The organism is Haloterrigena alkaliphila (assembly GCF_017352155.2).
GTDB classification, from domain to species: Archaea; Halobacteriota; Halobacteria; order Halobacteriales; family Natrialbaceae; genus Haloterrigena; species Haloterrigena alkaliphila.
In genome coordinates this window covers 3,226,461-3,247,595 of record NZ_CP071462.1, presented here as the reverse complement: position 1 = coordinate 3,247,595, position 21,135 = coordinate 3,226,461, and the positions used below count along the sequence as shown (strand labels likewise).

Annotated in this window: 19 protein-coding genes; 8 read left to right on the top strand and 11 right to left on the bottom strand. The window is 65.0% G+C overall.

What is annotated here, in order from left to right; genetic code table 11:
* Positions 1–12 precede the first annotated feature (12 nt).
* Positions 13–1,428, top strand: a complete 1,416-nt coding sequence (locus tag J0X25_RS34690) for a class II fumarate hydratase (RefSeq protein ID WP_207288443.1) — start codon at positions 13–15, stop codon at positions 1,426–1,428.
* Positions 1,429–1,491: 63 nt separating this feature from the next.
* Here the strand turns inward: J0X25_RS34690 and J0X25_RS34685 are convergent, their stop codons facing one another.
* The gene (locus J0X25_RS34685) at positions 1,492–2,703 is read right to left on the bottom strand and encodes a CNNM domain-containing protein (RefSeq protein ID WP_207288442.1); all 1,212 of its coding nucleotides are present in this window, start codon (positions 2,701–2,703) and stop codon (positions 1,492–1,494) included.
* A 310-nt stretch (positions 2,704–3,013) separates the two neighbouring features.
* Between J0X25_RS34685 and J0X25_RS34680 the strand changes: the two genes are divergently transcribed.
* Positions 3,014–3,247 (top strand): HVO_2901 family zinc finger protein, encoded by a 234-nt coding sequence (locus J0X25_RS34680; RefSeq protein WP_207288441.1) that lies wholly within the window; start codon positions 3,014–3,016, stop codon positions 3,245–3,247.
* Between the two features lie 137 nt (positions 3,248–3,384).
* Here J0X25_RS34680 and J0X25_RS34675 read toward each other — a convergent pair whose 3' ends face one another.
* Positions 3,385–4,041, bottom strand: coding sequence for an enoyl-CoA hydratase/isomerase family protein (locus J0X25_RS34675; RefSeq protein WP_207288440.1), 657 nt, complete (start codon positions 4,039–4,041; stop codon positions 3,385–3,387).
* 1,995 nt (positions 4,042–6,036) lie between these two features.
* Between J0X25_RS34675 and J0X25_RS34670 the strand changes: the two genes are divergently transcribed.
* Positions 6,037–6,432: a DUF5805 domain-containing protein gene (locus J0X25_RS34670; RefSeq protein WP_207288439.1), complete on the top strand. Its 396-nt coding sequence runs from the start codon at positions 6,037–6,039 to the stop codon at positions 6,430–6,432.
* A complete protein-coding gene (locus J0X25_RS34665; RefSeq protein WP_207288438.1) occupies positions 6,422–7,468 on the top strand; it encodes a tyrosine-type recombinase/integrase in 1,047 nt (348 codons plus the stop codon). The genes J0X25_RS34670 and J0X25_RS34665 overlap by 11 nt, the downstream gene beginning before the upstream one ends.
* A 272-nt stretch (positions 7,469–7,740) precedes the next feature.
* Here J0X25_RS34665 and J0X25_RS34660 read toward each other — a convergent pair whose 3' ends face one another.
* The 5 genes from J0X25_RS34660 to dph2 form a co-directional block, all read right to left on the bottom strand.
* The gene (locus J0X25_RS34660) at positions 7,741–8,676 is read right to left on the bottom strand and encodes a phosphoribosyltransferase HisG-related protein (RefSeq protein WP_207288437.1); all 936 of its coding nucleotides are present in this window, start codon (positions 8,674–8,676) and stop codon (positions 7,741–7,743) included.
* Between the two features lie 59 nt (positions 8,677–8,735).
* Complete coding sequence (locus J0X25_RS34655; RefSeq protein WP_207288436.1) at positions 8,736–10,562, bottom strand: AAA family ATPase; 1,827 nt, start codon at positions 10,560–10,562, stop codon at positions 8,736–8,738.
* A 67-nt stretch (positions 10,563–10,629) separates the two neighbouring features.
* Positions 10,630–11,463, bottom strand: coding sequence for an MBL fold metallo-hydrolase (locus tag J0X25_RS34650; RefSeq protein WP_207288435.1), 834 nt, complete (start codon positions 11,461–11,463; stop codon positions 10,630–10,632).
* Positions 11,464–11,628: 165 nt separating this feature from the next.
* Entirely contained in the window at positions 11,629–12,828 is a 1,200-nt protein-coding gene (locus J0X25_RS34645) for a DUF7344 domain-containing protein (RefSeq protein WP_207288434.1), read from the bottom strand.
* Positions 12,829–13,122: 294 nt separating this feature from the next.
* A complete protein-coding gene (dph2, locus tag J0X25_RS34640) occupies positions 13,123–14,172 on the bottom strand; it encodes a diphthamide biosynthesis enzyme Dph2 (RefSeq protein WP_207288433.1) in 1,050 nt (349 codons plus the stop codon).
* A gap of 184 nt (positions 14,173–14,356) precedes the next feature.
* Between dph2 and J0X25_RS34635 the strand changes: the two genes are divergently transcribed.
* Together J0X25_RS34635 and J0X25_RS34630 are read left to right on the top strand one after the other, a co-directional pair.
* Entirely contained in the window at positions 14,357–15,253 is an 897-nt protein-coding gene (locus J0X25_RS34635) for a cell division protein CdpA domain-containing protein (RefSeq protein WP_207288432.1), read from the top strand.
* A gap of 98 nt (positions 15,254–15,351) precedes the next feature.
* Positions 15,352–16,377 (top strand): disk-shape morphogenesis protein volactin, encoded by a 1,026-nt coding sequence (locus J0X25_RS34630; RefSeq protein WP_207288431.1) that lies wholly within the window; start codon positions 15,352–15,354, stop codon positions 16,375–16,377.
* A gap of 91 nt (positions 16,378–16,468) precedes the next feature.
* Here the strand turns inward: J0X25_RS34630 and J0X25_RS34625 are convergent, their stop codons facing one another.
* The gene (locus J0X25_RS34625) at positions 16,469–16,636 is read right to left on the bottom strand and encodes a zf-TFIIB domain-containing protein (RefSeq protein WP_207288430.1); all 168 of its coding nucleotides are present in this window, start codon (positions 16,634–16,636) and stop codon (positions 16,469–16,471) included.
* Positions 16,637–16,798: 162 nt separating this feature from the next.
* Between J0X25_RS34625 and J0X25_RS34620 the strand changes: the two genes are divergently transcribed.
* Positions 16,799–17,200: a DUF7961 family protein gene (locus tag J0X25_RS34620; RefSeq protein WP_207288429.1), complete on the top strand. Its 402-nt coding sequence runs from the start codon at positions 16,799–16,801 to the stop codon at positions 17,198–17,200.
* Between the two features lie 9 nt (positions 17,201–17,209).
* On the top strand, positions 17,210–17,854 hold the full coding sequence (locus tag J0X25_RS34615) for an METTL5 family protein (protein ID WP_207288428.1): 645 nt from the start codon (positions 17,210–17,212) through the stop codon (positions 17,852–17,854).
* A gap of 1 nt (position 17,855) precedes the next feature.
* Here the strand turns inward: J0X25_RS34615 and J0X25_RS34610 are convergent, their stop codons facing one another.
* The 3 genes from J0X25_RS34610 to J0X25_RS34600 are packed head-to-tail and all read right to left on the bottom strand — an operon-like array spanning position 17,856 to position 21,113.
* Positions 17,856–19,100, bottom strand: coding sequence for an ABC transporter permease (locus J0X25_RS34610; RefSeq protein ID WP_207288427.1), 1,245 nt, complete (start codon positions 19,098–19,100; stop codon positions 17,856–17,858).
* Positions 19,097–20,365, bottom strand: coding sequence for an ABC transporter permease (locus J0X25_RS34605; RefSeq protein ID WP_207288426.1), 1,269 nt, complete (start codon positions 20,363–20,365; stop codon positions 19,097–19,099). The genes J0X25_RS34610 and J0X25_RS34605 overlap by 4 nt, the downstream gene beginning before the upstream one ends.
* A complete protein-coding gene (locus J0X25_RS34600) occupies positions 20,355–21,113 on the bottom strand; it encodes an ABC transporter ATP-binding protein (protein WP_207288425.1) in 759 nt (252 codons plus the stop codon). The genes J0X25_RS34605 and J0X25_RS34600 overlap by 11 nt, the downstream gene beginning before the upstream one ends.
* Positions 21,114–21,135: the final 22 nt, after the last annotated feature.

Below are 21,135 nucleotides of genomic sequence, written 5' to 3'. Positions count from 1 at the left end.
GACCGCTCGCGTATGGCAGACGATGACGAGTTCCGCATCGAGGAGGACAGTCTCGGCGAGATGCAGGTTCCCGCGGACGCCTACTGGGGTGCCCAGACCCAGCGCGCGATCCAGAACTTCCCCATCTCGGGGATCACGTTCGGACGGCGGTTCGTCCGCGCGCTCGGGGTCGTCAAGAAGGCCGCCGCGCAGGCTAACCGCGATCTGGACCTGATCGAGGACGACGTCGCCGAGGCCATCGTCGAGGCCGCCGACGAGGTCATCGCCGGCGAGCACGACGACCAGTTCCCGGTCGACGTCTTCCAGACCGGCTCCGGAACCTCCTCCAATATGAACGCCAACGAGGTCATCGCCAACCGCGCCGCCGAGCTCATGGGCAGCGAAATCGGCGACCGCGTCGTCCACCCCAACGACCACGTCAACTACGGCCAGTCGAGCAACGACGTCATCCCGACCGCGATGCACGTCGCCTCCCTCGAGGCCGTCGAGAAGGACGTCATCCCCGCGCTCGATACGCTCCGCGAGGCCCTCGAGGAGAAGGAGGAGGAGTTCGACGACGTCGTCAAAACCGGCCGCACGCACCTCCAGGACGCGACGCCGGTCACGCTGGGCCAGGAGTTCTCCGGCTACCGCACGCAGGTCGAGAAGGGCCTCGGCCGCGTCGACACGGTCCGCGATCACCTCGCCGAACTCGCGCTAGGCGGTACCGCGACGGGGACCGGTCTGAACACCCACGAGGAGTTCCCAGGTCGCGCCGCCGAGTACATCACGAAGGAGACCGGCGTCCAGTTCCGCGAGGCCGACAACCACTTCGAGGCCCAGGCCGCCCACGACGCGATGAGCGAGGCCCACGGCGCCCTCCGCGTGGTCGCGGGCTCGCTGAACAAGATCGCCAACGACCTCCGACTGCTCGCTTCCGGGCCGCGCAACGGACTCGGCGAGATCGAACAGCCGGAGAACCAGCCCGGTTCCTCGATCATGCCCGGCAAGATCAACCCCGTCGTCGCGGAGGCCGTCAACCAGGTCCACAAGCAGGTCGTCGGCAACGACGCCGCCGTCTCCGCAGGCGCCGCCGAGGGCCAGATCGATCTCAACCTCTACAAGCCCGTGCTAGCCCACAACTTCCTCGAGTCAGCGGAACTGATCTCGAACGCGAGCCAGGTCTTCGGCGAGCGCTTCGTCCGAAAACTCGAGGCCAACGAGGCGTACTGCGAAGAGCGCGTCGAACAGTCGATGGCGATGGCCACCTCGCTGAACGTCCACATCGGCTACGACAAAGCCAGCGAGGTCGCCAAGACCGCGCTCAAGGAAGACAAGACGGTCCGCGAGGTCGTCCTCGAGAAGGGGTACCTCACCGAGGAGGAGGCCGACGAAGTGCTCGACCCCCGCAAGATGGCCGAGCGCGGTATCCTCGGGCAGGACGACTGAACCGACGGTCCTCGGTTCCGATCTCGCGTTCTTCCGTCGTCGGGACGCGGCTGCGCGTCCCGATCAGACGTCGTCGACCTCGCCCGTATCGACCACGCCCTGATCGAGCGGGTCCTCGACGTCGCCCATCACCGCCTCGAGGAGGTCGGTGACGGTCACCAATCCGATCACCTCGTCGTCGGACTGCGGTCGACCCCTCGAGGGACGTTGTCCCTCGCTATCATCGGACTGCGTTCGATTGCTCGAGGAACTCCGTTCCTCGCTATCATCGGACTGCGTTCGATTGCTCGAGGAACTCCGTTCCTCGCTGTTCTCGACCACCAGTGCAAGCTCCTGGTTCTCCCGCTGGAACCGATCGATCGCGTCGCTGACGCCCGTCTCCGGCCCGAGCGTAATCGGCGGCGCCGCCAGTTCGGCGAAGTCGATCTCGCCGGAAGCGAGGTCCTCGCGGTGCTCGAGGAGGACCGGCGTGTAGACGATTCCCCGGAATTCCGTCAGCGAGTCGCCGACCAGCGGATACCGCGTCTGCGGTCGCTCGGCCATCCGTCGGAGGTTCTCCTCGGTATCGGCGGCCGTCGACAGCGCGACGATCTTCTCGGCCGGCACCATCACCTCGCGGATCGGCTTCTCACCGATTCGCAGCGCGTTCATCACCTCTTCGCGGCGCTCCGGCGGGAGATCACCCTCCTCGAGGACCGACCCGAGTCGATTGCGCAGTTCCGCTCGCGACTCGATGACGTCCGTCTCGGTCTCGGTCCACGACTGGGTCATCTCGACGCCGAACAGCCCGAGCGTCCCCTTGGCGACCCAGTCGCCGAATTTGATCAGCGGCGCGATCGCCTTCGCGAACCAGTACAGCGGTCGCGCGCCGTACCGACACACCTGTTTGGAACGCTCGACGCCGAGGTAGGTCGGCGTCTGTTCGCCGTGAGTGAGATGGACCAGGTTGATCAGCCCGAACGCGAGCAGGGAGCCGGCGCCGATCGACGCGAGCCGCGAGTTTTCGAAGACCGGTTCGATCAGCGCCGCCAGTCCCGGTTCGGCGATGATCCCCAGCGCGATGCTCGTCCCCGAGATCCAGATCTGGCAGGTCGTCAGGTAGAACTCGAGGTCGTCGGTCATCTCCCAGGCCCGGCGGAGTCCCGGCGTGTCGAAGTCCGATTCGGGATACTGGCGGGCCCGAGTCAGACCGAACTCTATCGCGACGAAAAAGGCGTTCAGGAGGATGAGAACCGCGCCGGCGGTCAATCGCATGCCGATCTCGAGCGCGTTCATTACCGGCGATGCCCCGAGGACGGACTAAGTAATCGAGTGGATACAGCACCGGTCGATCGGCCACCATTGCCGTCGACCGGCCCGATCACCTCGACCGCCGACATACGATCGAGGTAGCCGTTCACGCGACCCGATGGACGAGCTATCTAACAGCAATCGGAATACTCGAAGCCGAGTAAACTGCATATTCGATAACTCTTTTTTCCCACAGAGAATCGAGTAAACCGGCGCAGTGGACCCGAATCAGGGCCGAATCAGACGTAATAAAAGAACCCAAGCAGTTTTGAAGGAGGCTCGCGTCTGACGAAATATGCACACTTGTCGCAACTGCAACCAGTCGTTCCAGACCGAGCTCGCCCTCGAACTCCACCGCGATACGTGCAAAAAGGGACAACTCTTTTGCCAGGTATGTGGCGAACGATTCCGGGAGGGTGACGCGACCCAGGACGGGTGGCACTACGAGTGTCCGAACGACGAGTGCGAGGCCGAGGGGTTACAGGAAGACCTGTATCGAATCGAAGACGTCCGAACGACGACGCACTGAGACCGGGCGGCGGGCGCGGTTCGACTGTTTTCGACTGGGACCCGATTGCGACGCTCCTTTTCCCTGCGGGCGACCCCTGTCGCGTGTGCGCACGGACCGCTGTCGGAAGCCGTGGCCGGTGCAACGTGCCGAGATATCTACGCTGGATCCGACATCGCAGCTTTCAGTTCACTGACGACGTCGGCGTCGTGTGCGGCGACGGTGCCGACCAGTTCCGTCGCCGCCTCCTCGACCGCGTTTTCGGAGACGACCCTGTTGGCGATCCCCAGCTCTCGAGCCCGCTCCGGAGCGAGGGCCTCGCCGGTAAGGGCGATCTCCTTCGCGACTCTGGTACCGGTCATCGCCTCGAGGTAGGGGATCGTGTGCGTCGCGGCGATGCCGAACTGTACCTCCGGCAGGGCGAGTTTCGTCTCCTCGCCGGCGACGAGGAAGTCACAGCGCAGCGAGAGGATGAAGCCGATCCCGACGAGGGCGCCTCGGGCCGCCACCGCAGTCGGGTACGGCCGGGAGGTGAGGAACCCGTAAATTTCGTCGGTCAACGCGGCGATCTCGTCGGCGTACTGCTCCTCGTAGTCGGGATCGGCGACGATCTCTCGGTCCATCCCGGCGCAGGTGACGTTGCCGGCACCGGTGACGACGAGTCCGTCGACTTCGTCCTCGGGGAGGTCGACGAGCGCGTCCCGGAGATCGGTGAGTAACTGGATCGTCACGGCGTTGAGGTTATCCGGTCGGTCCAGTCGAACGGTAGCGATTCCGTCGGTGATCCCGACGGCGACGAGCGGTGACGAGGCCATGTGCGTTCATCCGCGTAGGTCCTGATAAGAGTGGGTGGAGCGAGTGCCCCCAGTCGCGCGCATCGCACAGTTTCGATATAGCATTATACACTATACGGGTCGTATCTCCGCCGCCGAACGCTGCTACAGACAATTGTTACCAAAGAACAAATACCGTCGCGTTCACCGGCTAGTAGGCGAACTTCGTCTCGGAGTTCGACAGCGTCGACCGCCTCCCGAAGGTCGTTCCCACTCGATAGAACCGAACGGGACAGTAGGTGCCCGATCGCCGAGAGCGAGATATCCGCGAACGATCTACCGGAGAACCGCCTCTCGACGACCGTGCGAGAGTCACAACCGGTACTTCACGAAGTCTTACCGGCGATCCCGTGCGTAACTCTCCTCAGGTCTGCTAACGGCATCAACCCGACCGAGACGGCTGTATCGGCTCCTCGAACGGCGGTTCGATCTACTGACCGTGACGCACTGGTCCGGTCGGTCGCCGCTCGTCTCGCCGTTCACCTTCCGGAAGCGCAGCGCGCTGGAGATACTCGCTCGAGACGCCCCTGTCGTCTCGAGACCGGAGACCGATTGCGAGCCCGAGACCCCACTGCGAGAAAGTCGGCCGATAGCGGCCCGTTTTCGCCTTCTCGAGGCCCTCCAAGAAACCGCACAGCAGCCCGTGGAATCGAACACCGTCTCGTCCGGCTCGCTCTTCCGTCGTGATGACGACCGTTCGCTTCCGGACCGCGTCGAGACCTCGACCGCGGATTCGATTTCGTCTGCACCGCCATCGACCCACCTCCTGGGTAGAGTACACTCTGTCTGATGCAGCCTCGAGACACCGCTTCACGTTCGCGAAACCGTCGATCGACGACGAAGTGATTCGACGGCAGCACCGTCACGACCGTCTCGAGGCTCGCTGAGCGTCCGACCGAACGATCGCGGAATCGGACCTCCTGACGGACCGACGGGTGCTCCGAACGCATCGGCATACTGGAGGGTGCGCATCCGACGAAGTCTGTCGTGTCTCGACCACCGTCGGAACGGAGGCCGTCCTGCTGTACCCCGCCAGTGACGTGCTACTCCGTTTCCTCGTAAGGCCGCTACATTGTCGCTGAGACGATTTTCTCAATATACGAATGTAATGGGGCAGATACGCCTCTCGGTTGCTCACACGGTCTCGAGGAACCCTCTCGTCTGGGTCTGCGGCGCCGGCACTCTCGAACGAGTCGGTGAAGCCGAGCGGGCACCGTTCGTGGCGGTGTGCGCCGCCGCACCCGTCGAGTGGAGACGAGAACACCGACGGCAGCGACTCGCCCGGGACGCGCCTCGATGCTGCGAATCGATATCGCGAACGTCGGGCGCTCGAAACCGTCGGAGATCAGCCGTCGAGTAACGGCGCCGACAGCCCCGGAAAACGTGGGGAGGGTTACCGCTGACTTCTCCCGCGATTGAAGCGTGGATCTCCTCCCTGCGCCTGCCGTAACCGATCGGACGGTGCCCCGTCCCTCCGTTCGTGGGTCGACGTGACGAGCGTCCCACACTACGACCGAGATGTACCAGGGTCGTGATCGGAGCCAGTGCGAAATCGGACGTCCAGAATTACCGGTGAGAACGACGCCATCGTTTCCGCGGAATCTCGTCTCGAACTCGAAATTATTCGCAGCGTGTGGGGGCGGAACGAAGTGGAATATTTCGCCGTCTTCGCCGTGATAGATACACGCGATCAGACCCAATATACAATACATCTGGTAGTTCTGTCGACGCCCGAAACGGGCGTATATTTGCGGGTTTCCTCGCTCGATACTGGGGCCTCGTACGTCGGCTACAATCTTTATATAGAACGATAGGCCTAAAAACGGGGATTCTACATCCGAAACAGTGGGTCCTATTCGACTTTTATCTAGAATGGCGGGTCCACATTCGGTGCTGAAACGGTCCTACGATGAGAGATAAAAACACTTAGCTCGAATAATGGGTAGATTGATACTCCCGGCGTCTGATGGGTGGCGTATGAGCGATTCGGCGGACACCGACCGAACCACCGTCAAAACGTACGTGCCGACCTACCAAAAATCCGAGTGGCAGTCTCACGCCGACGAACTGGGGATGAGTCAGGCCGAGTTCGTTCGGACGATGGTCCAGGCCGGCCGAAAGGGGTTCGATTCCGGTCGCGAGGAACCCGATTCTCCGGGCGGAGACCCCGGGGGTAACGGCCTCGAAACACGGGTCCTAAGATTACTCAGATCTGACACGCTCTCCTGGGATGAACTCCTCGAGGCGGTCAGCGAGGACGTCGAATCGCGACTCGACGAGACGCTCGAGGAACTTCAAACGAACAATCGTATTCGATACAGCGGACGCCACGGCGGATACACCGCCGTCGACGGTGGTGGGGATGGCGACTGAACGCGCCAGCGACGCCCCGGCGGACGTCTCCGATCCGATCGCCTACTTTCTCGACGACCAGCGGTACCACGGCAAGAGCGAACGGACGCTCGAGGCCTACGAGCGCGTCCTCCGGCGTTTCGAGGCCTTCGTGAGCGAGCGCTTCGACGTGGATCGGGTCGGGGCGGTGCAGCGACGGGAGTGTATGGCCTGGATCCACTCCCTCCGAGGCGGGTTCGAACCGAGTACGATCGCGACCTACGCGTCGTATCTCAACCGGTTTTACGATTACATGAACCGCGTCGGCGTCTTCGACGAGAATCCGATGGCACTGGTCATGGAAGAGCTGTCCGAATCGATCGATACGAACCCGACGAGGCGGGATATCTCGGTCGCGGAGATGCGCTCGTTCGTCGCCGCGATCGACCATCCGCTCGAACGAGCCGTCGTTGTCACCCTGTTGAAGACGGGGATGCGTGTCGGGGAGTGCTGCAACCTCGATCTTCGGGACTTGAACCTCGAGGCCCCGGAAATCGACCGCGAGTGGACGCCGCGCGTCGGCCTCGAGCGCCGGCAGTCGTCGGTGTTCGTCGCCGCGGAACCCGCTCGCGGCGCCACCGTCAACGGCGAAGAACGGACGGCATCGAACAAACGCAAGCGGGACACGGTCGTCCCCGTGGACGGTGAACTCCGACGAGCGCTCGTCGAGTGGCTGGCGATCCGACCGGACCCCGTTTCGGACGCCGACCCGCTCTTCCTCGATACCGGCGAGTCGTGGGGAGAGCGATTGACGCCGTCGGACGTTCGCTACGTCGTCGAAAAACACGCTCGAGAACGAGGCTGGTACCAAACCGGCGGTGGGACCCAGGAGAACGTTACCCCCCATTACTTCAGGCACTTCTTCACGACTCACCTACGCGATCGAACGGGAGACCGGGGGATCGTCCAGTACCTCCGCGGAGACGTCGCCGGCGACGTGATCGACACCTACACCCACAACTGGGGCGATCGAGTGCGAGAGACGTACCTCGAGCACATCTACTCCGTGACGCCCTGAGGAAGCGGTAGCGCTCCGCGACGACCTGCATCGTCCACAGCAGGGCTTCATCTCATAACGGCGATTTCGGGCGAATTACGCTTCACGCCCGTTTCGGATGTCGAAGTTTACTACAATCGTAGTATCTATGTGTGGTCGAAATCAGTCTCCTAAATCGTATGTCGCTATATCTAATTGGTGGGCGATCGACTTCGATTTGAATTCGAAATTTTCTCCGGTATCAGCATTGAGGCGGTCGAATTCGACGGTTACCTCGGAGTCGTTCCGGTGAGCTACGACTCGACCGCGAGTTCCGTCTCGAGGTCAGCCCCGTTCAACAGCGCACGAACGGCCGCCGCGGTATCGGTCACTTCCGGCGTCGTCTCGAGCAACACGGTTTCGCTGGGGAACAGTTGCTCGCCCAGCAAGAGTCCGTGGTCTCGAGCCGTCGATCCGGTGACGGTGAGGTAGACGCCGAGTCCGGCGTCGGCGATGGCGGCCTCCTCCTCGCGGCCCTCTTCGGGGTACTCGAAGTGAACGCCGTCGAGCGTTCGGGTGCCGAGAACGGCCTGGACGAGCCGTTCGTATCGCGGCTCGATACAGAGCGCTCCCTCGTAGCCCTCGAGGAACTCCCGATCGAGCGCGTCACCCGACGGAGCGACGTCGGGCGTGGCCATCAACGTGTGATACACTGTGTCGCCGAGGCCCGTCACCACGCGGACGTCGGTATCGGCGGGGTCGATCCGCGCGTTGACGTCGGCGATCCGGTCCAGCGGCTCCGGGCGGAGTTCGACGACCTCCTCCAAGATGAGATCGGCGCTGTCGAATCCGAGCGCGAACTCGTGGGTTCGAAGCGCCCGAAACGGCTCCTCCCGACCGACGAGTTGGATCGCCGCGTCGTCGGGCACGCCGTCGACGCCCTCGAGCGGAATCGTCACGCTGTCGAAGACGATCCGTCGGGGTTTCCCGGCGCGGTCGTCTCGCAACAGGGTGTACTCGGGTTCGGTAGGATCGTCGACGGTGCTGTAGTCGGCGAGACGACGGTAGACGTGTTCCTCGGCGTCGGGTTCAGCGTCGACCGTTCCCTTCGTGACCGCCTTCTCGTGGCGAAGCGTCGACGTGATGTCGTCCGCGAGGTCGGGAACGTCGAGTCGCCGCGCGAGTCGGTCCAGCACCGACTCGAGCGGTCGCCCTTTCCGTGGCACTGCGATCGGAATCGTCTCGCCCATCGACTGCGTGTCGACCGGCGACGGATAAACGAGTTGTGTTTCCGGAACGAAGCGCTCGATCAGTCGGTGAACATCGAGCCGAGCTGGTCGCGCCACTCCTGAATGTCGGTGACTTCGGCCCGAACGTCTTCGACGTCCTCCTCGATCGATTCGACGTCCGCCGATACGTCGTCGACGTCTTCCTCGAGATCGCCGAGGTCGTCCGAGAGGGTCTCGACGGTGTCGTCGACCGCTTCGACGTCGTCCGCGACGGCGGTGAGATCCTCGTCGAGATCGTCCACGGTCGCTTCGACGTCGTCGAGGCCCGTTTCGACGGTGTCGACCGTCTCCGAGACGGACTCGAGGTCGGTCTCGACGTCGGCGACGTGATCTTCGGTCCCGTCGAGGCGCTCGTCGAGCCCCGCGACGTCGGCCGCGAGGTCGTCGAGGTCGGCCTGCACCTCCTCGATGAGCTGTTGCCCGGTGCCGTTCTCGTCGAGGAACTGCTCGAGCGCGTCGGTGTAGGCGGCGACCTCCTCGACGCGCGACTGGAGGTGTTCGACCTTCGCGACGTCGGGACCGGACGGCTCGAGGTCGAGTTCGGAGCGAAGGACCGCGATATCGTCGTCGTCGATCGTCCCCTCGCGGAGTTCGGTTGCGAGTCGAGCGGCGACGGAGCCGTCGACCGTCGTCGGTTCGGGTTCGGACTCGGCGTCGTCCTCTACCGTGTCGGCAGCGCCGTCGTCCGCCGTGTCGGCCGCGCTGTCGGATTCGTGGTCGGACTCGGTGGTCGACTCGTCGTCTTCCGTCGGTTCGTCGGCCACCTCGTCACTCGCCCCGTCGTCCACGGACTCGTCGGTCTCGATATCGATCCCGTCCTCGGCGTCCGCCGGTTCGTCGTCCGTTTCCGTGGACTCGCCGTCGGCCGTCGATTCGGCGTCGTCCGCCTCGGCCGGTTCGTCGTCGGTTTCGTCGGCAACCGCGCCTGCCGCCGCCGCGTCGAGGTCGAGTTCGATCTCCGGTTCGGCGTCCGCGTCGGATGCCGACTCCTCGTCCGCGTCGGTCGCCGACTCGGCGTCTTCGTCGTCTGCGAGGTCGATCTCGAGCGAGCCGTCCGCCTCGTCGTCGGGTTCGGACTCGGCCTCGGACTCGTCGGGATCCGGAATCTCCTCTTCCTCGAACCCGAGGTCGATATCGGGCGCGTCGGCTTCGGGATCGTCCTCGTCGTCGACCGGCTCGGGATCGGTGTCGACGTTACCGAGGTCCAGATCGAGGCCGCTCGACTCCGCCTCGAAATCGTCGTCTTCGGCCTCGTCTTCCGCTGTGCCGGCTGCGTCCTCTTCGGCGCTAGTCGCGTCTTCCTCCGCGCCGGTCGCCTCTTCCTCGGCGCCAGTTGCGTCTTCCTCGTCGTCCTCGAGTCCGGGAACGCTGTCCGACTCGCCGGCGATCATATCCTTGACCGGCTGGTTGCGGTCCTCGGAGACGATGTTGACGATGACGTCGTCGTCGACCTCGTCGGCGTCGGAGCCGCTCTCGCCGTCGGCGTTGACCTCGACGAGTTCCGGTTCGGTCAGGAACTGGTCGGCCTCGCTCTCGTCGTCGATGCGAATCCCGTAGACGGTCACGAGTGGGTCGCCCGACTCGAGCGTCCCGGTGAACTCGACGTGATTGTCCTGGAAGGCGGTCCAGTCGTCGCTGTGATACTCGGGATGGAACCCGACTTTGTCCATCGGGAACGATTCGGGAATGTCCTCGGAGAGACGAAATATCACCTGGTCGTTACGATCGGATTCGATTTCGAACCGGATCGCAGGGACAGGGAACTCGTCCGGCGTGAACGATTTCCGGACGGTCAACCCGTCAGCACTGACCTCGACCACGTCGTCCGTGTCGGCGGTGCTACTCATGGGGCCAACGTTACCACACCATTACTATAAATGATACGGACAGTATCAGATCTGGTTCACAACTGTGCTAGAGGTCGACTCGGTCACCGATCTCGACGATCTCGAGTCGCGACGGGTACGCGAAGCTGTTGGCGTGGTGGTGAAGCGCCGTCGGATCCGCGGTGAGGCCCTTCCACATGTCCCAGTGGCTGGGGAGGAGGCGATCGAACTGGAGCGCTGACGCGCACTCGACGATCTGATTCTCGTCGTTGTACCAGCGCGTCCGTTTCGGTTCTCGCGTTTCCTTGTCAGGGATCTGACCGACGGTCCCGAAAGCGAGCGCTCCGAGATCGATGTCGTACTCCGCCCCGAGTCGTTCGAACTCGTCGGACGGTTTCGTATCGCCGCCGTGGAAGAACGTCCCGGCGTCGTGTTCGAAGACGTAGCTGACCGGATGCGTCGCGTCCGGGTCGTGGGCCACCTCGACGTGGACCGTGAACTCGCCGATCTCGAGGGTATCGCCCTCGGCTACCTCCGCAAATTGCTCGTCGGTCAGGTCCCACTCGTCGGTCCACCGTTGTTTCTCGCGCGCGACCGCGAGGCTGTCGTCGGGCGCGTAGAAGGTCGCCCCCGTGGCTTCGAGGATGGGGGCCTGACTCTCCCCGTCGACGTGGTCGGAGTGCTCGTGGGTCGCCAGGACGGCGTCGGCCTCGGTGACGTCGGCGGGATCGAAGGGAACGGGAATCATCCGGACGGTCCGGGGCGGATCGCCCACTCCGAGGTAGGGATCGACGTAGATCGTCGTCCCCTCGCTGCCTTTGAGTACGAAGCCGTTGCAGCCGAGATACCAGATCACCACGCCGTCGGGCGAGGCGTCTTCGACATCGCGAACGAGCCAGTCTCCCCAGTCGCTGTGGATCATACGTGTGCGTGCGAGAACTGGCCCGGTAAGTGTTGTTGTCTCCGCGGCCGTCGCCAGGCTAGTCGAAAGGAGTGCGTCGGTCGATAGACGTGCCGCGAACGAAGAGTAATCCGGGGTCGTCAGCGTCCGGTCGACGGCGCCGCGTCGCCGAGCGTCGTAACGGCGTTACAGCGGGAGTTCCGCTTGCGCGAGTTCCGTCTGCTCGTCCAACCGATCGAGTCTGGATCCCAGCAGCTGTCGCATGAGGGTGACGAGCCCGTTGTCCGGTCCGTCGCCGACGATCGCCGTTTCGACCGTCTCCTCGTTTCCGGCCGGCGGTCCGAAGGTTCCCAGCATCACGGCCTCACGGTCCGCGAACACGAGTCGACCGATCGACTCCCCGTTCGGCGGCAGGTTGAGCCAGTCCTGCTGTGGCTCCCAGAGGACGACGTCGGGCGTCCGTTCCCGAACGAGTTCGCGCACGCGCGGATCGCTCGAGCCCAGATAGACGTCGACGCCGCGGTCGAGGGCGTCCTCGATCCGACGGAAACAGCCCTCCTCGAGCAGCCCCGTGGTCGTGAACATCATGAACAGTTCGTCCTCCGCCCGCTCGCAGAGCGACTGGCCGGTCGTGATGATGGTCTCTCGACCCTGCAGCGTTCGAACGTCGGTCTCGGCCGTCACGTCGGAGTCATCGGCGTCCGACGACGGGTCGTCCGCGCCGTCCTCGAGCCACTCGGTACGCAGCATCGGGTGACCCTCGTAGGAGACGCTGCCGGCGTCCGCGTCGTAGCCGACGAGGCCGGCGTCACGCAGGCGCGGCAGGTGGCTGTGAACGAGCGAGGAGTGGACGCGCTCGAGTCGGTCCTGGGAGACGTCCCGCTCGGCCGTTCCCGACTCTCGAGCCGCGACGTCTCGCGCGAGCGTCTCCGTCGAAATCGCGTGGTATTGATTCCCGAGTACGGTGAGGATCGTTCGGCGTCGCGCGTCGGCGAGCGAATCGAACAGCGCGTCGAGGTCACCCTCGCGGGCGTCGGTTCGACCGTCGAGAACGGTGGCGAGTTCGGAGTCGTCGAACGCCCAGTGATCGGTCGCGACGACTGCGTCGTCGTCGGTCCCCGCGAGGAGGCCGGCATCGATCAGGGCGGGCAGCGATCGGTGCTGACAGTCGACGAGCGCGCGCCGATATTCGTCGTCGGTCACGTCTGCGAGCCGTTTGTCGCCGATTACCGCGGCGAGTTCGTAGGCAAGGTCGCTTTTATCGATCCGACTCGGCGAGCGTTCGCGGACGATGCGGAGGATTTCGCGGCGTTGCTCGTCGGCGAGCGCGCCGAAGATGGCGTCCCGAGAGTCCGATGTTCGTCGGCTGACGGCTGGATTACTCATCGACTACTGGTCGGTGCGGATGGGGCAAAAGTACTGTTCCAAACTGTGTTGGAATCAGCGAGTGATTGCTTACAAAATCCTGAATTTCACTAAAAAATTGGAAAATATGTCTAAGAGATAGCGAGGTATTTCGATATCATTAGAATGAGTAGTCTCCGAGATACCGTTCCGTCTACTGATACGATCCGCGTTTCGAACGGGTTGTGGTCACCTTACAGCGGTGTCCGATCGGCCAGAACTGCGACGCCAACGGTTACCGGTCCGCCACAGCGTCGACCGACCCTCCGATTCGACCTACCAGGTGCCGTGGAACGTGTCGAAGGAGAGTTCGTCCAGGGACTTGTTGCCGATAGCGATTTCGTACTCCCCGGGCGTCAGCATCGGCTTGTGGAACTGCGGGCCGTCGTCGGTGGTGATCCGCGGACAGCCGGTGTTGACGAAGGCGTCCATGTCGAAGTTGCGCAGGCGATCCGGGGTCACCTCGTCCATCGTGATGAGATACGCGTCGTCGTTGTCCTCGAGGATTTCCTGAGCCTGTTCCCAGCGACCCTGCCCGATCTTGGTACAGAAGATGACGCCCCACTTCTCGGCGTCCATCGCGCGGTGGACCGCGCCGTAGCGCTGCTTCATGAACTTCTCCGTGTCGGCGACGGTGACGACGTTGTTGACCGGGTCGGCGATGACGACGTGTTTCTCGGGGTACTCCATCGCCAGGCCCAGGGGGTGGAACTTGCCGCCGCCGACGTAGAGGACCTGCTCCGCGGGCACGTCCGCGCTCGCGTAGTTACAGCCGAGCACCTGCCCCTCGTGGGTCAGCCGTTCGTCGCCGCGACGGCTGTGGACGTCGTAGCCACGCTCTTCGAGGAACTCGCGCATCTCCTCGTAGCGGTTCATGTGCTGGGCGGTCGTCACGAGGCCGATGTCGTCGGTCTCTTCGGGTGGCTCGAGGGTGTCGAGGGCCTCCTCCATGATCGGCGCGACCTCGACGTTCGAGAACAGCGGGACGTAGATCACCTTGTCCGTGTCCTTCATCGGCGAGTGGCCGAAGTGAACGAACACGTCGGTCCGCTTCATCAGATAGGTGTCCAGATCGCAGGCGCCGTAACACGGCTGACCCGAGAGCATGAACGTCACGTCGTCGCCGGTCAGTTCCCGGAGGTCGTCGGCCACGGCCGGACCGCGCCGTTTCAGCCCCTCGGGGAACTGCAGGCCGACCGTCTTCGCGTCGCGCTCCTCGATCGCGTCGACGATCTGCTCGAGTTCGTAGTCCCACTCCCGATCGTGCTTGAGCTGCATTCCGGTGTTCCGGAGGTCCCCCTCGGTGTACTCCGACTCCTGACTCATTGGCCGTCCTAACGGCCACGGACGTATATACTGCACGCTGTCGCGAAGCGCCGAATTCGATGCTCTCGAGGGCGGTTTCGATCGTAAATAGCGGTGAGTCGCCTCCTGCTAGTTTCGGCGTCTCCTGCCGACCACGAGTCACCTGACCCAACAGTCATAGTACTGGAGTGTAAACGGGGTGCTAATGTCAGCGGAACAGTCTCCAGACGGCTATCTCTTCGACCTCTACCGTCGGTACATCGGCGAACCGGAGGATCGGACCGACGTCTACGTCGGCTTCGGTCTGTTCCTCGGCGGCATCGGCCTCGCGATCATCGCGCTGTTGCTCTTCATGTGGAGTAGCACGTTCGAAGCCCGGAGCGCGGGTCACATCACGTGGGCCGAGCCCGCGTACGGGATCGTGATGATCGCGCTTCCCCTCCTGATGCTGGGAATCGTAGTCCTGCTTCCCTCCGACGGTCGCGTCCTGTACACGTCGCTCGCCGGCGTCGCGATCACGGCCGTCGCGGTCGGCGGCTTCCTCTACGCCTATCCCGACGACTGGAACGGCTACGGCGCCGACTACACGGCCCAGATCGTCGCGGTCTACGCCGTCGGACTCGCCGGTATCACGGCCTCGACGGGCGCCGCGTTGATCGCACACTACCTCGACATGGCGAAGCGCGTCGAGGCGGTCGAGGTCGGCGAGGAAGACGAGGCGGACGACGTCACCGACGCCGACGTCCGCAGCGACATCGACGAGGCGATGGAGGACGTCGAACTCTCCTGGGGCGGCGTCCAGAAGACCGAGCACAAGCGCCTCAACTTCTCCAATGACGATTTTGAGGAAGTCTCGGTCGACTCCGACGCGGGCACGAAGACGACCCGTTCGACGGGCGTCGACGCGCAGGTCGCCGGCCTCAAGGGACTGAAAGGCGGCGAGACGAAGAAGACGACCTCGAGCGCGACGGTCGACAATCAGACGGCGAAACTGAAGGAACTGCGCGAGCAACAGCGCGCTGAAGAGTTGGCGACCGCCGACGATGACGGTGGATTGTCCGGACTGCTGGAACGGTTCCGTCAACTCCTCCGCCGCGAGTAATCCTCCGGTACTCGGCGTTAATATATTATTATTATCGCGTAGCTTGAGATGTAAGCAATTCACATAGATTTATAATCCATCGGCCGCCTTGCCCAACTATGGCGAAAGGCCTAGACGTTGGAACGATGAACATCCTGTCTGCACAGCAGGATGGGAACGACACGGTATTCGTGCAGCAGCGTAACTCCTTCGTGGAAATCGAGTACTCGGATATGGCCGAGCAGATGCTCTCCCGGAGCGAAGTCCTTCACATCAGGAAGGACGACAAGGTGTACGTCGTCGGCGACGACGCCCTGAACTTCGCGAACATCTTCAACAAGGAGACCCGCCGACCGATGAAACACGGGATCCTCTCGAACGACGAGAAGAGCGCGATCCCGATGATGAAGCTCATCATCGAACAGGTCGTCGGCGAACCCGCGTATCCGGACGAGAAGCTCTACTTCTCCTCGCCGGCTGATCCGATCGACTCGGATCTCTCGACGCTGTACCACCAGAAGACGATCGAGTCGTTCCTCGACGACATGGGATACGACTCCGAACCGATCAACGAAGGGATGTCCGTCATCTACAGCGAACTCGCGGACAACAACTTCACCGGACTGGGCATCAGTTTCGGCGCCGGCATGACGAACGTCTGCCTGGCCTACTACGCGGTGCCCGTCATGAAGTTCTCCGTCGCCCGCGGTGGCGACTGGGTCGACGAGCAGGCCGCCCGCGCGACGGGCACGCCCGTCGACAAGGTCACCTCCATCAAGGAGGACGACTTCGAACTCGACTTCACGACGGACGTCGGCGGCGTCGAGGGCGCGCTCTCGATCTACTACGAGAACCTGCTCGACTACGTCATCGAGAACATCGTCAAGGAAGTCGACGAGGAGGACGTCGAGGAAGGACTCGACGTGCCCGTCGTCGTCACCGGCGGGACCTCGAGCCCCAGCGGCTTCGAGGCGCTGTTCCGCGACCACCTCGAGGACGCGAACATTCCGTTCTCGATCAGCGGCGTCTCCCACGCGAACGAACCCCTCTACAGCGTCGCACGCGGTGGCCTCGTGGCCGCCCGCTCCGACGAGGACGTCGACCACGACGAGGAAGAAGCCGAAGCGGCCGCCGCAGAAGAGTAACGTCGCCGACTTTCTCTCTTTCGGGCGCACGAACCCCGAGTGACGACGTCAGGTCGCCGCCCGACCGGGCGCCGGTACCGCCCGCTTCGTCTCAGTGCTCGTAGAATCGATTGAACGCGTCGCGCCAGGATTCCGGCTCCTCTTCCTCCTGGACGTGTTCGACGGGGACGTCCGCGAAGCCACAGTGCGGACACGTCACCGTGGAGACGTCGCCCAGCGAGAGTTCCTCGAGCGACCCCTGGCACCGTGGACAGCTCATATCTGACTCTCTCACACGGGCTCTCCTTAACTCTATTCGAAATTATCATGAAACCGTACTCTTTCCGCGAGCGACGTCGCCGTCGGGGCCGTCTCCGCGGGCGCCGTATTACTACTGAACATTTACAAAGACTTTTGTATGCAACTCATGTATGCACTGGCAATGAGTACGTCATCGCCACCCGAACTCGAGTCGCCGATCGAGAACTGCCGACCCGCGGACGCCACCCCCGTCACCCTCGAGGCCGAGGCCCTCGAGTCGACTGCGCCGGAGTACCTCCGCGATCTCAAGCGCGAACTGACCGACGACGGACTGGTTCCCGCCGGCCTGGCCGTCGACGCCTGTTTCGACGAGGACTGCTCGCTCGCCACGCAGGATGAGATCGACCGCGTGCGCGGCTACGTCCGGGCCGGTTCGTTCCTCGGCGTCGGAACCGTCACGGTCGAGATCGACGACGTCGCCGATTCCGAGAAGGTCCGCCCCGCCCTGGCCGCCTGCGCCGAACGCGCCGAACGGGAGGGGCTCGAACTCGAACTCGCGGGACCTATCACGCTCGAGCACTAACGCGGCGGTATGACCGGCCCGTCGCGTCGCACCCTCGCTCGAGCGCTCGAAGCGCTCGCCGATTTTGCCGACCCCTCCCTCGCACTCGAGCAGTATCTCACCCCGCCGGAGATCGCCGCCCACGTCTGCCACGAGGCGCGCCTGCAGGACGACCTCGATGGCTGGGTCGTCGACCTCGGGACGGGGACCGGAATGCTCGCCATCGCGGCCTCGCTGGTGGGCGCCGAGCGGGTCGTCGGCGTCGACGTCGACGCCGACGCGCTCACACAGGCCCGCCGCAACGCCGACCGAATCGACGAGGCGGGGAAACACGGCCCCCTCGAGTGGGTGCGGGGCGACGCCACTGATCCGCCGTTATCGCCCCCTAACGCCCCCGTGACCGTCCTCTCGAACCCGCCCTTCGGCGCCCAGCGCGACAACCGCCACGCCGATCGGCGGTTCCTCGAGACGGCGCGCTCGCTCGCGGACGTCTCCTACACGATTCACAACGAGGGGAGCCAGGAATTCGTCGAGTCGTTCGCGGCCGACGAGGGCGGCGAGGTGACCCACGCGTTCCGCGCCGAGTTCCCGATCGCCAACCGGTTCGAGTTCCACACCGAGTCCGAAGCGACGCTCGAGGCCGAGGTGTTCCGGATCGAGTGGCTCCGGGAGTAATCTACCCCTCGAGGTGCTGGAGTCGCGCGTAGCGACCGGCCCGCCAGCCGGTGACGACGGCGACGACCGTCCCGACGAATATCGCCAGCGCGAGGCCGGCGACGTAGACTTCCGTCGGCGTCCGCAACAGCGAGTCGAAGCCGGCGACCGACCCCGCGAGGCGGTTGAGGCCGGTCGCGAGCGCCGGCGTCGCGGCGAGTCCGACGAGGCCGCCGACGATCCCGATGAGTAGGCCCTGCACGCCGATGATTCCCGCGAGGACCCACCGCGACAGTCCGATCGCCCGGAGCGCCGCGAGTTCGTCCCGCTGCTGGTAGGCCACGAGCGCGAACAGGTTGATCGTCAGGACGATGCCGCCCACGACGGCCAGCCCCACCAGGGTCGCGCCGCTGGCCAGGACGAGGGGCCGTTCCTCGACCATCGCGCCGACCTGCTCGTCGCTGGTGCGGACGTCGTAGCTCGGATACTCCTCGTCGAGGTCGTCCGCGACGACCGCCGGATCGGCGCCGTCTGCGACGCTGGCGGTGACGAACGTCGCCCGGTCGGAGCCGGTCGTGCCGGCGACCGCCTGAAGATCGGTCAGCGGAATCGTCTCGACGTCCGTCCCGAGGAACTGCGAGTAGTACGACGCGATCCCGACGACGGTGAACTCGTGGTCGTCGACCGTCTCGCGGCTGGTACCGACGGTGACCGTGTCGCCGACGGAGACGCCCAGCTCCGCGGCGGTGTCCGGCTCCAGGACGACCTCCTCGGTCGTCGGCTCGGTCGGCCGGTCGGCGAGTGAGGCGGTGCCGCCGGAGTGGTTCATCTCGGTCTCGAAGCCGCGGCCGGCCTCGAAGCCGAATCCGTCGTGCGTTTCGTGGACCCCGACGGCCGCCGTCCGTTCGATCTCGCCCGACTCCGACGCGACGTAGACCTCCTGCAATGCGATGGGCGCCGCGGAACTGACGTCGTCGCGGGCGGCCATCTCCGCCGCGACGCCGTGGGCGCCGACGATCGGGTTCTCCGTCCCGCTGGCCGAGGGATCGATCGGATCGCTCGAGACCCAGATGTCTCGCCCGGCGTTCTCGAGGCCGTCCTGCCCGGTCTCGACGACACCGACGCCCAGACTCGCGAGCAGCGTCACCGAGAGCACGGCCAGCGTCACGGCGAGGACGGTGAGGGCGGTTCTGCCCGGAGACCGGCGTAACTGGGCGAACGCCAGCCCGAACAGCGCCCTGATCCGGACCACCGTTCGACGGCTCATCGTCCCACCTCCTCGAGGACGGACGTTCGAGCGGCGACCAGGAGCGGGTAGGGCGTCGCGACCAGTCCGGAGACGAGCGCGACGATGATTGCGTAGGGGACGAACGCCGGGTGGAGTTGCGCGACGGCGCCCGGCGCCACGGTCGCGGCGGCCACCTCGTTGACCGCGTAGATCCCGACCGCACCGAGTACGATGCCCACGAGCGCGCCGAACAACGTCGTGAGCAGCGTGGAGACGGCGACGATGGCGAGGCGGCTGCTCGTCGAGAAGCCGATCGACTCGAGCACGGCGAGGGTTCGCCGGTCCTCGTTGACGGTCATCCCCGTCGTCGTCGCGACGAACGACGCGCAGATGACCACGCCGACGACCAGCGCGAGCAGGCTCGTCACGAACGCCAGCCCGTCGTCGAACAGCGCCGACGGGTTGGTCCGCTCGACGGCGGTTATCGACGCCTCGGGATAGGCGTCGGTGGCGGCCGCCTGCGCGGCGTCGCGCTCGCCCCACACCAGCATCCGATCGGCGAGTTGACCGTCGTCGGCGCCGGCCAGCGTCTGGAGTTCGCTCAGGTGGACGAGCGCGACCGGCGTCTCGTCGTCGCCCGCGTCCTCGACCGCGGTCACCGTCACCGTCGGCGCCGGCATCCCCTCGGGTATCTGTGGCCCGGTGACCGCGAGTTCGTCCCCGTCCTCGGCCGCGAGTCGATCCGCGGCGGCCCGCGAGAGGACCACCTCGCCGCGTCGCGGGCCGTCGTAGGCGCCGTCGGCGTAGTGAGGGTCGCCCGGCTCGAGCGACGCCGTCGAGAGGCCGCTGACCGTCCGCGATTCGTCGTCCGGGACGACGCCGACGAACAGGACGGTCCGCGCCTCGCCCCCGTCGGCCGACTCGAGGCGAACCGGTTCGACGAGGGCCGGCGACGCGTGCGCGACGCCCTCTCGAGTGCGGATCCGGTCGGCGCGCTCGTTGGTCGCCCCGAGTCGCGGCCCCTCCACCCCGTCGACGGCCGACAGGGAATCGTCCTCCGGCGTGATCCGAACGTCGGCATCGTCGTCGTCGACGACGCCGCCATCCGCCAGCCCCAGCGCGACGCCGGTCACGACGATCAGCAGCGCGATCGTCAGCGCGACGGCGGCGACCGTCGCCGCGATGCGCCGGGAGCGCGTCCCCGTCGCCCGCTTCCAGAGTCTGGTGACCGAGACGCCGATCAGCCCGCGCCAGCGCCCCCGGCGGTCGCCCGCCGAGGCCGGATCGAACTCGTCATTCCCCACGGTCGACCACCCGGCCGTCCCGGAGCGTCACGACCCGATCCGCGACGCCGAGCGTCGAGTGGTCGTGGGAGGCGACCAGCAGCGCTCGATCCCGACCGATATCCGTCAGGAGGCCGAGCACGTCCGCGCCCGTCGCCGTGTCCAGTTCACCCGTCGGCTCGTCGGCGACGATGACGTCCGGATCGGTCACCAGCGCTCGCGCGATGGCGACGCGCTGGCGCTCGCCGCCGCTGAGTTCGCCCGGCAGGTGATCGATTCGATCGCCGAGTCCGACCTGCTCGAGGAGCGATTCCGCGCGGTTCCGACGGGTCGACCGGTCGACCCCGGCCTGCACGAGCGGGAGCGCGACGTTCGCTCGGGCCGACAGCGACGGCAAGAGGTGGAACCGCTGGAAGACGATGCCGACGTGGTTCCGGCGCAGGCGCGTCCGTTCGCGCTCCGATCCGTTCGTGAGATCCGTCCCGAGGAGTTCGACGGAGCCCTCGCTCGGCACCAGCAGCCCGCTGACCGCGTGCAGGATCGTTGACTTGCCGCTCCCGCTCGGTCCCTCGAGGCCGACGATCTCCCCCGTCTGCACGTCGAACGTGACGTCTCGAAGCGCCGTCACCGTCCGATCGTCGCTCGAGCGACGACCGCCGGAGCCGTACTCGTGGGTGACGCCAGCGAGACGAACAGCCGTCGTCGATTCGGCGTCGGTACTCGCGTGCTCGTCCCGGCCGGCCGTCTCCCGCAGTGCGTTGTTGCTCATCGGTCCCAAGGTTAACTCGGTC

Coding starts and splice junctions, on each gene's coding strand:
- J0X25_RS34690 (WP_207288443.1), top strand. CDS start 13: ATGGCAGACGATGACGAGTTCCGCATCGAGGAGGACAGTCTCGGCGAG.
- J0X25_RS34685 (WP_207288442.1), bottom strand. CDS start 2,703: ATGAACGCGCTCGAGATCGGCATGCGATTGACCGCCGGCGCGGTTCTC.
- J0X25_RS34680 (WP_207288441.1), top strand. CDS start 3,014: ATGCACACTTGTCGCAACTGCAACCAGTCGTTCCAGACCGAGCTCGCC.
- J0X25_RS34675 (WP_207288440.1), bottom strand. CDS start 4,041: ATGGCCTCGTCACCGCTCGTCGCCGTCGGGATCACCGACGGAATCGCT.
- J0X25_RS34670 (WP_207288439.1), top strand. CDS start 6,037: ATGAGCGATTCGGCGGACACCGACCGAACCACCGTCAAAACGTACGTG.
- J0X25_RS34665 (WP_207288438.1), top strand. CDS start 6,422: ATGGCGACTGAACGCGCCAGCGACGCCCCGGCGGACGTCTCCGATCCG.
- J0X25_RS34660 (WP_207288437.1), bottom strand. CDS start 8,676: ATGGGCGAGACGATTCCGATCGCAGTGCCACGGAAAGGGCGACCGCTC.
- J0X25_RS34655 (WP_207288436.1), bottom strand. CDS start 10,562: ATGAGTAGCACCGCCGACACGGACGACGTGGTCGAGGTCAGTGCTGAC.
- J0X25_RS34650 (WP_207288435.1), bottom strand. CDS start 11,463: ATGATCCACAGCGACTGGGGAGACTGGCTCGTTCGCGATGTCGAAGAC.
- J0X25_RS34645 (WP_207288434.1), bottom strand. CDS start 12,828: ATGAGTAATCCAGCCGTCAGCCGACGAACATCGGACTCTCGGGACGCC.
- dph2 (WP_207288433.1), bottom strand. CDS start 14,172: ATGAGTCAGGAGTCGGAGTACACCGAGGGGGACCTCCGGAACACCGGA.
- J0X25_RS34635 (WP_207288432.1), top strand. CDS start 14,357: ATGTCAGCGGAACAGTCTCCAGACGGCTATCTCTTCGACCTCTACCGT.
- J0X25_RS34630 (WP_207288431.1), top strand. CDS start 15,352: ATGGCGAAAGGCCTAGACGTTGGAACGATGAACATCCTGTCTGCACAG.
- J0X25_RS34625 (WP_207288430.1), bottom strand. CDS start 16,636: ATGAGCTGTCCACGGTGCCAGGGGTCGCTCGAGGAACTCTCGCTGGGC.
- J0X25_RS34620 (WP_207288429.1), top strand. CDS start 16,799: ATGAGTACGTCATCGCCACCCGAACTCGAGTCGCCGATCGAGAACTGC.
- J0X25_RS34615 (WP_207288428.1), top strand. CDS start 17,210: ATGACCGGCCCGTCGCGTCGCACCCTCGCTCGAGCGCTCGAAGCGCTC.
- J0X25_RS34610 (WP_207288427.1), bottom strand. CDS start 19,100: ATGAGCCGTCGAACGGTGGTCCGGATCAGGGCGCTGTTCGGGCTGGCG.
- J0X25_RS34600 (WP_207288425.1), bottom strand. CDS start 21,113: ATGAGCAACAACGCACTGCGGGAGACGGCCGGCCGGGACGAGCACGCG.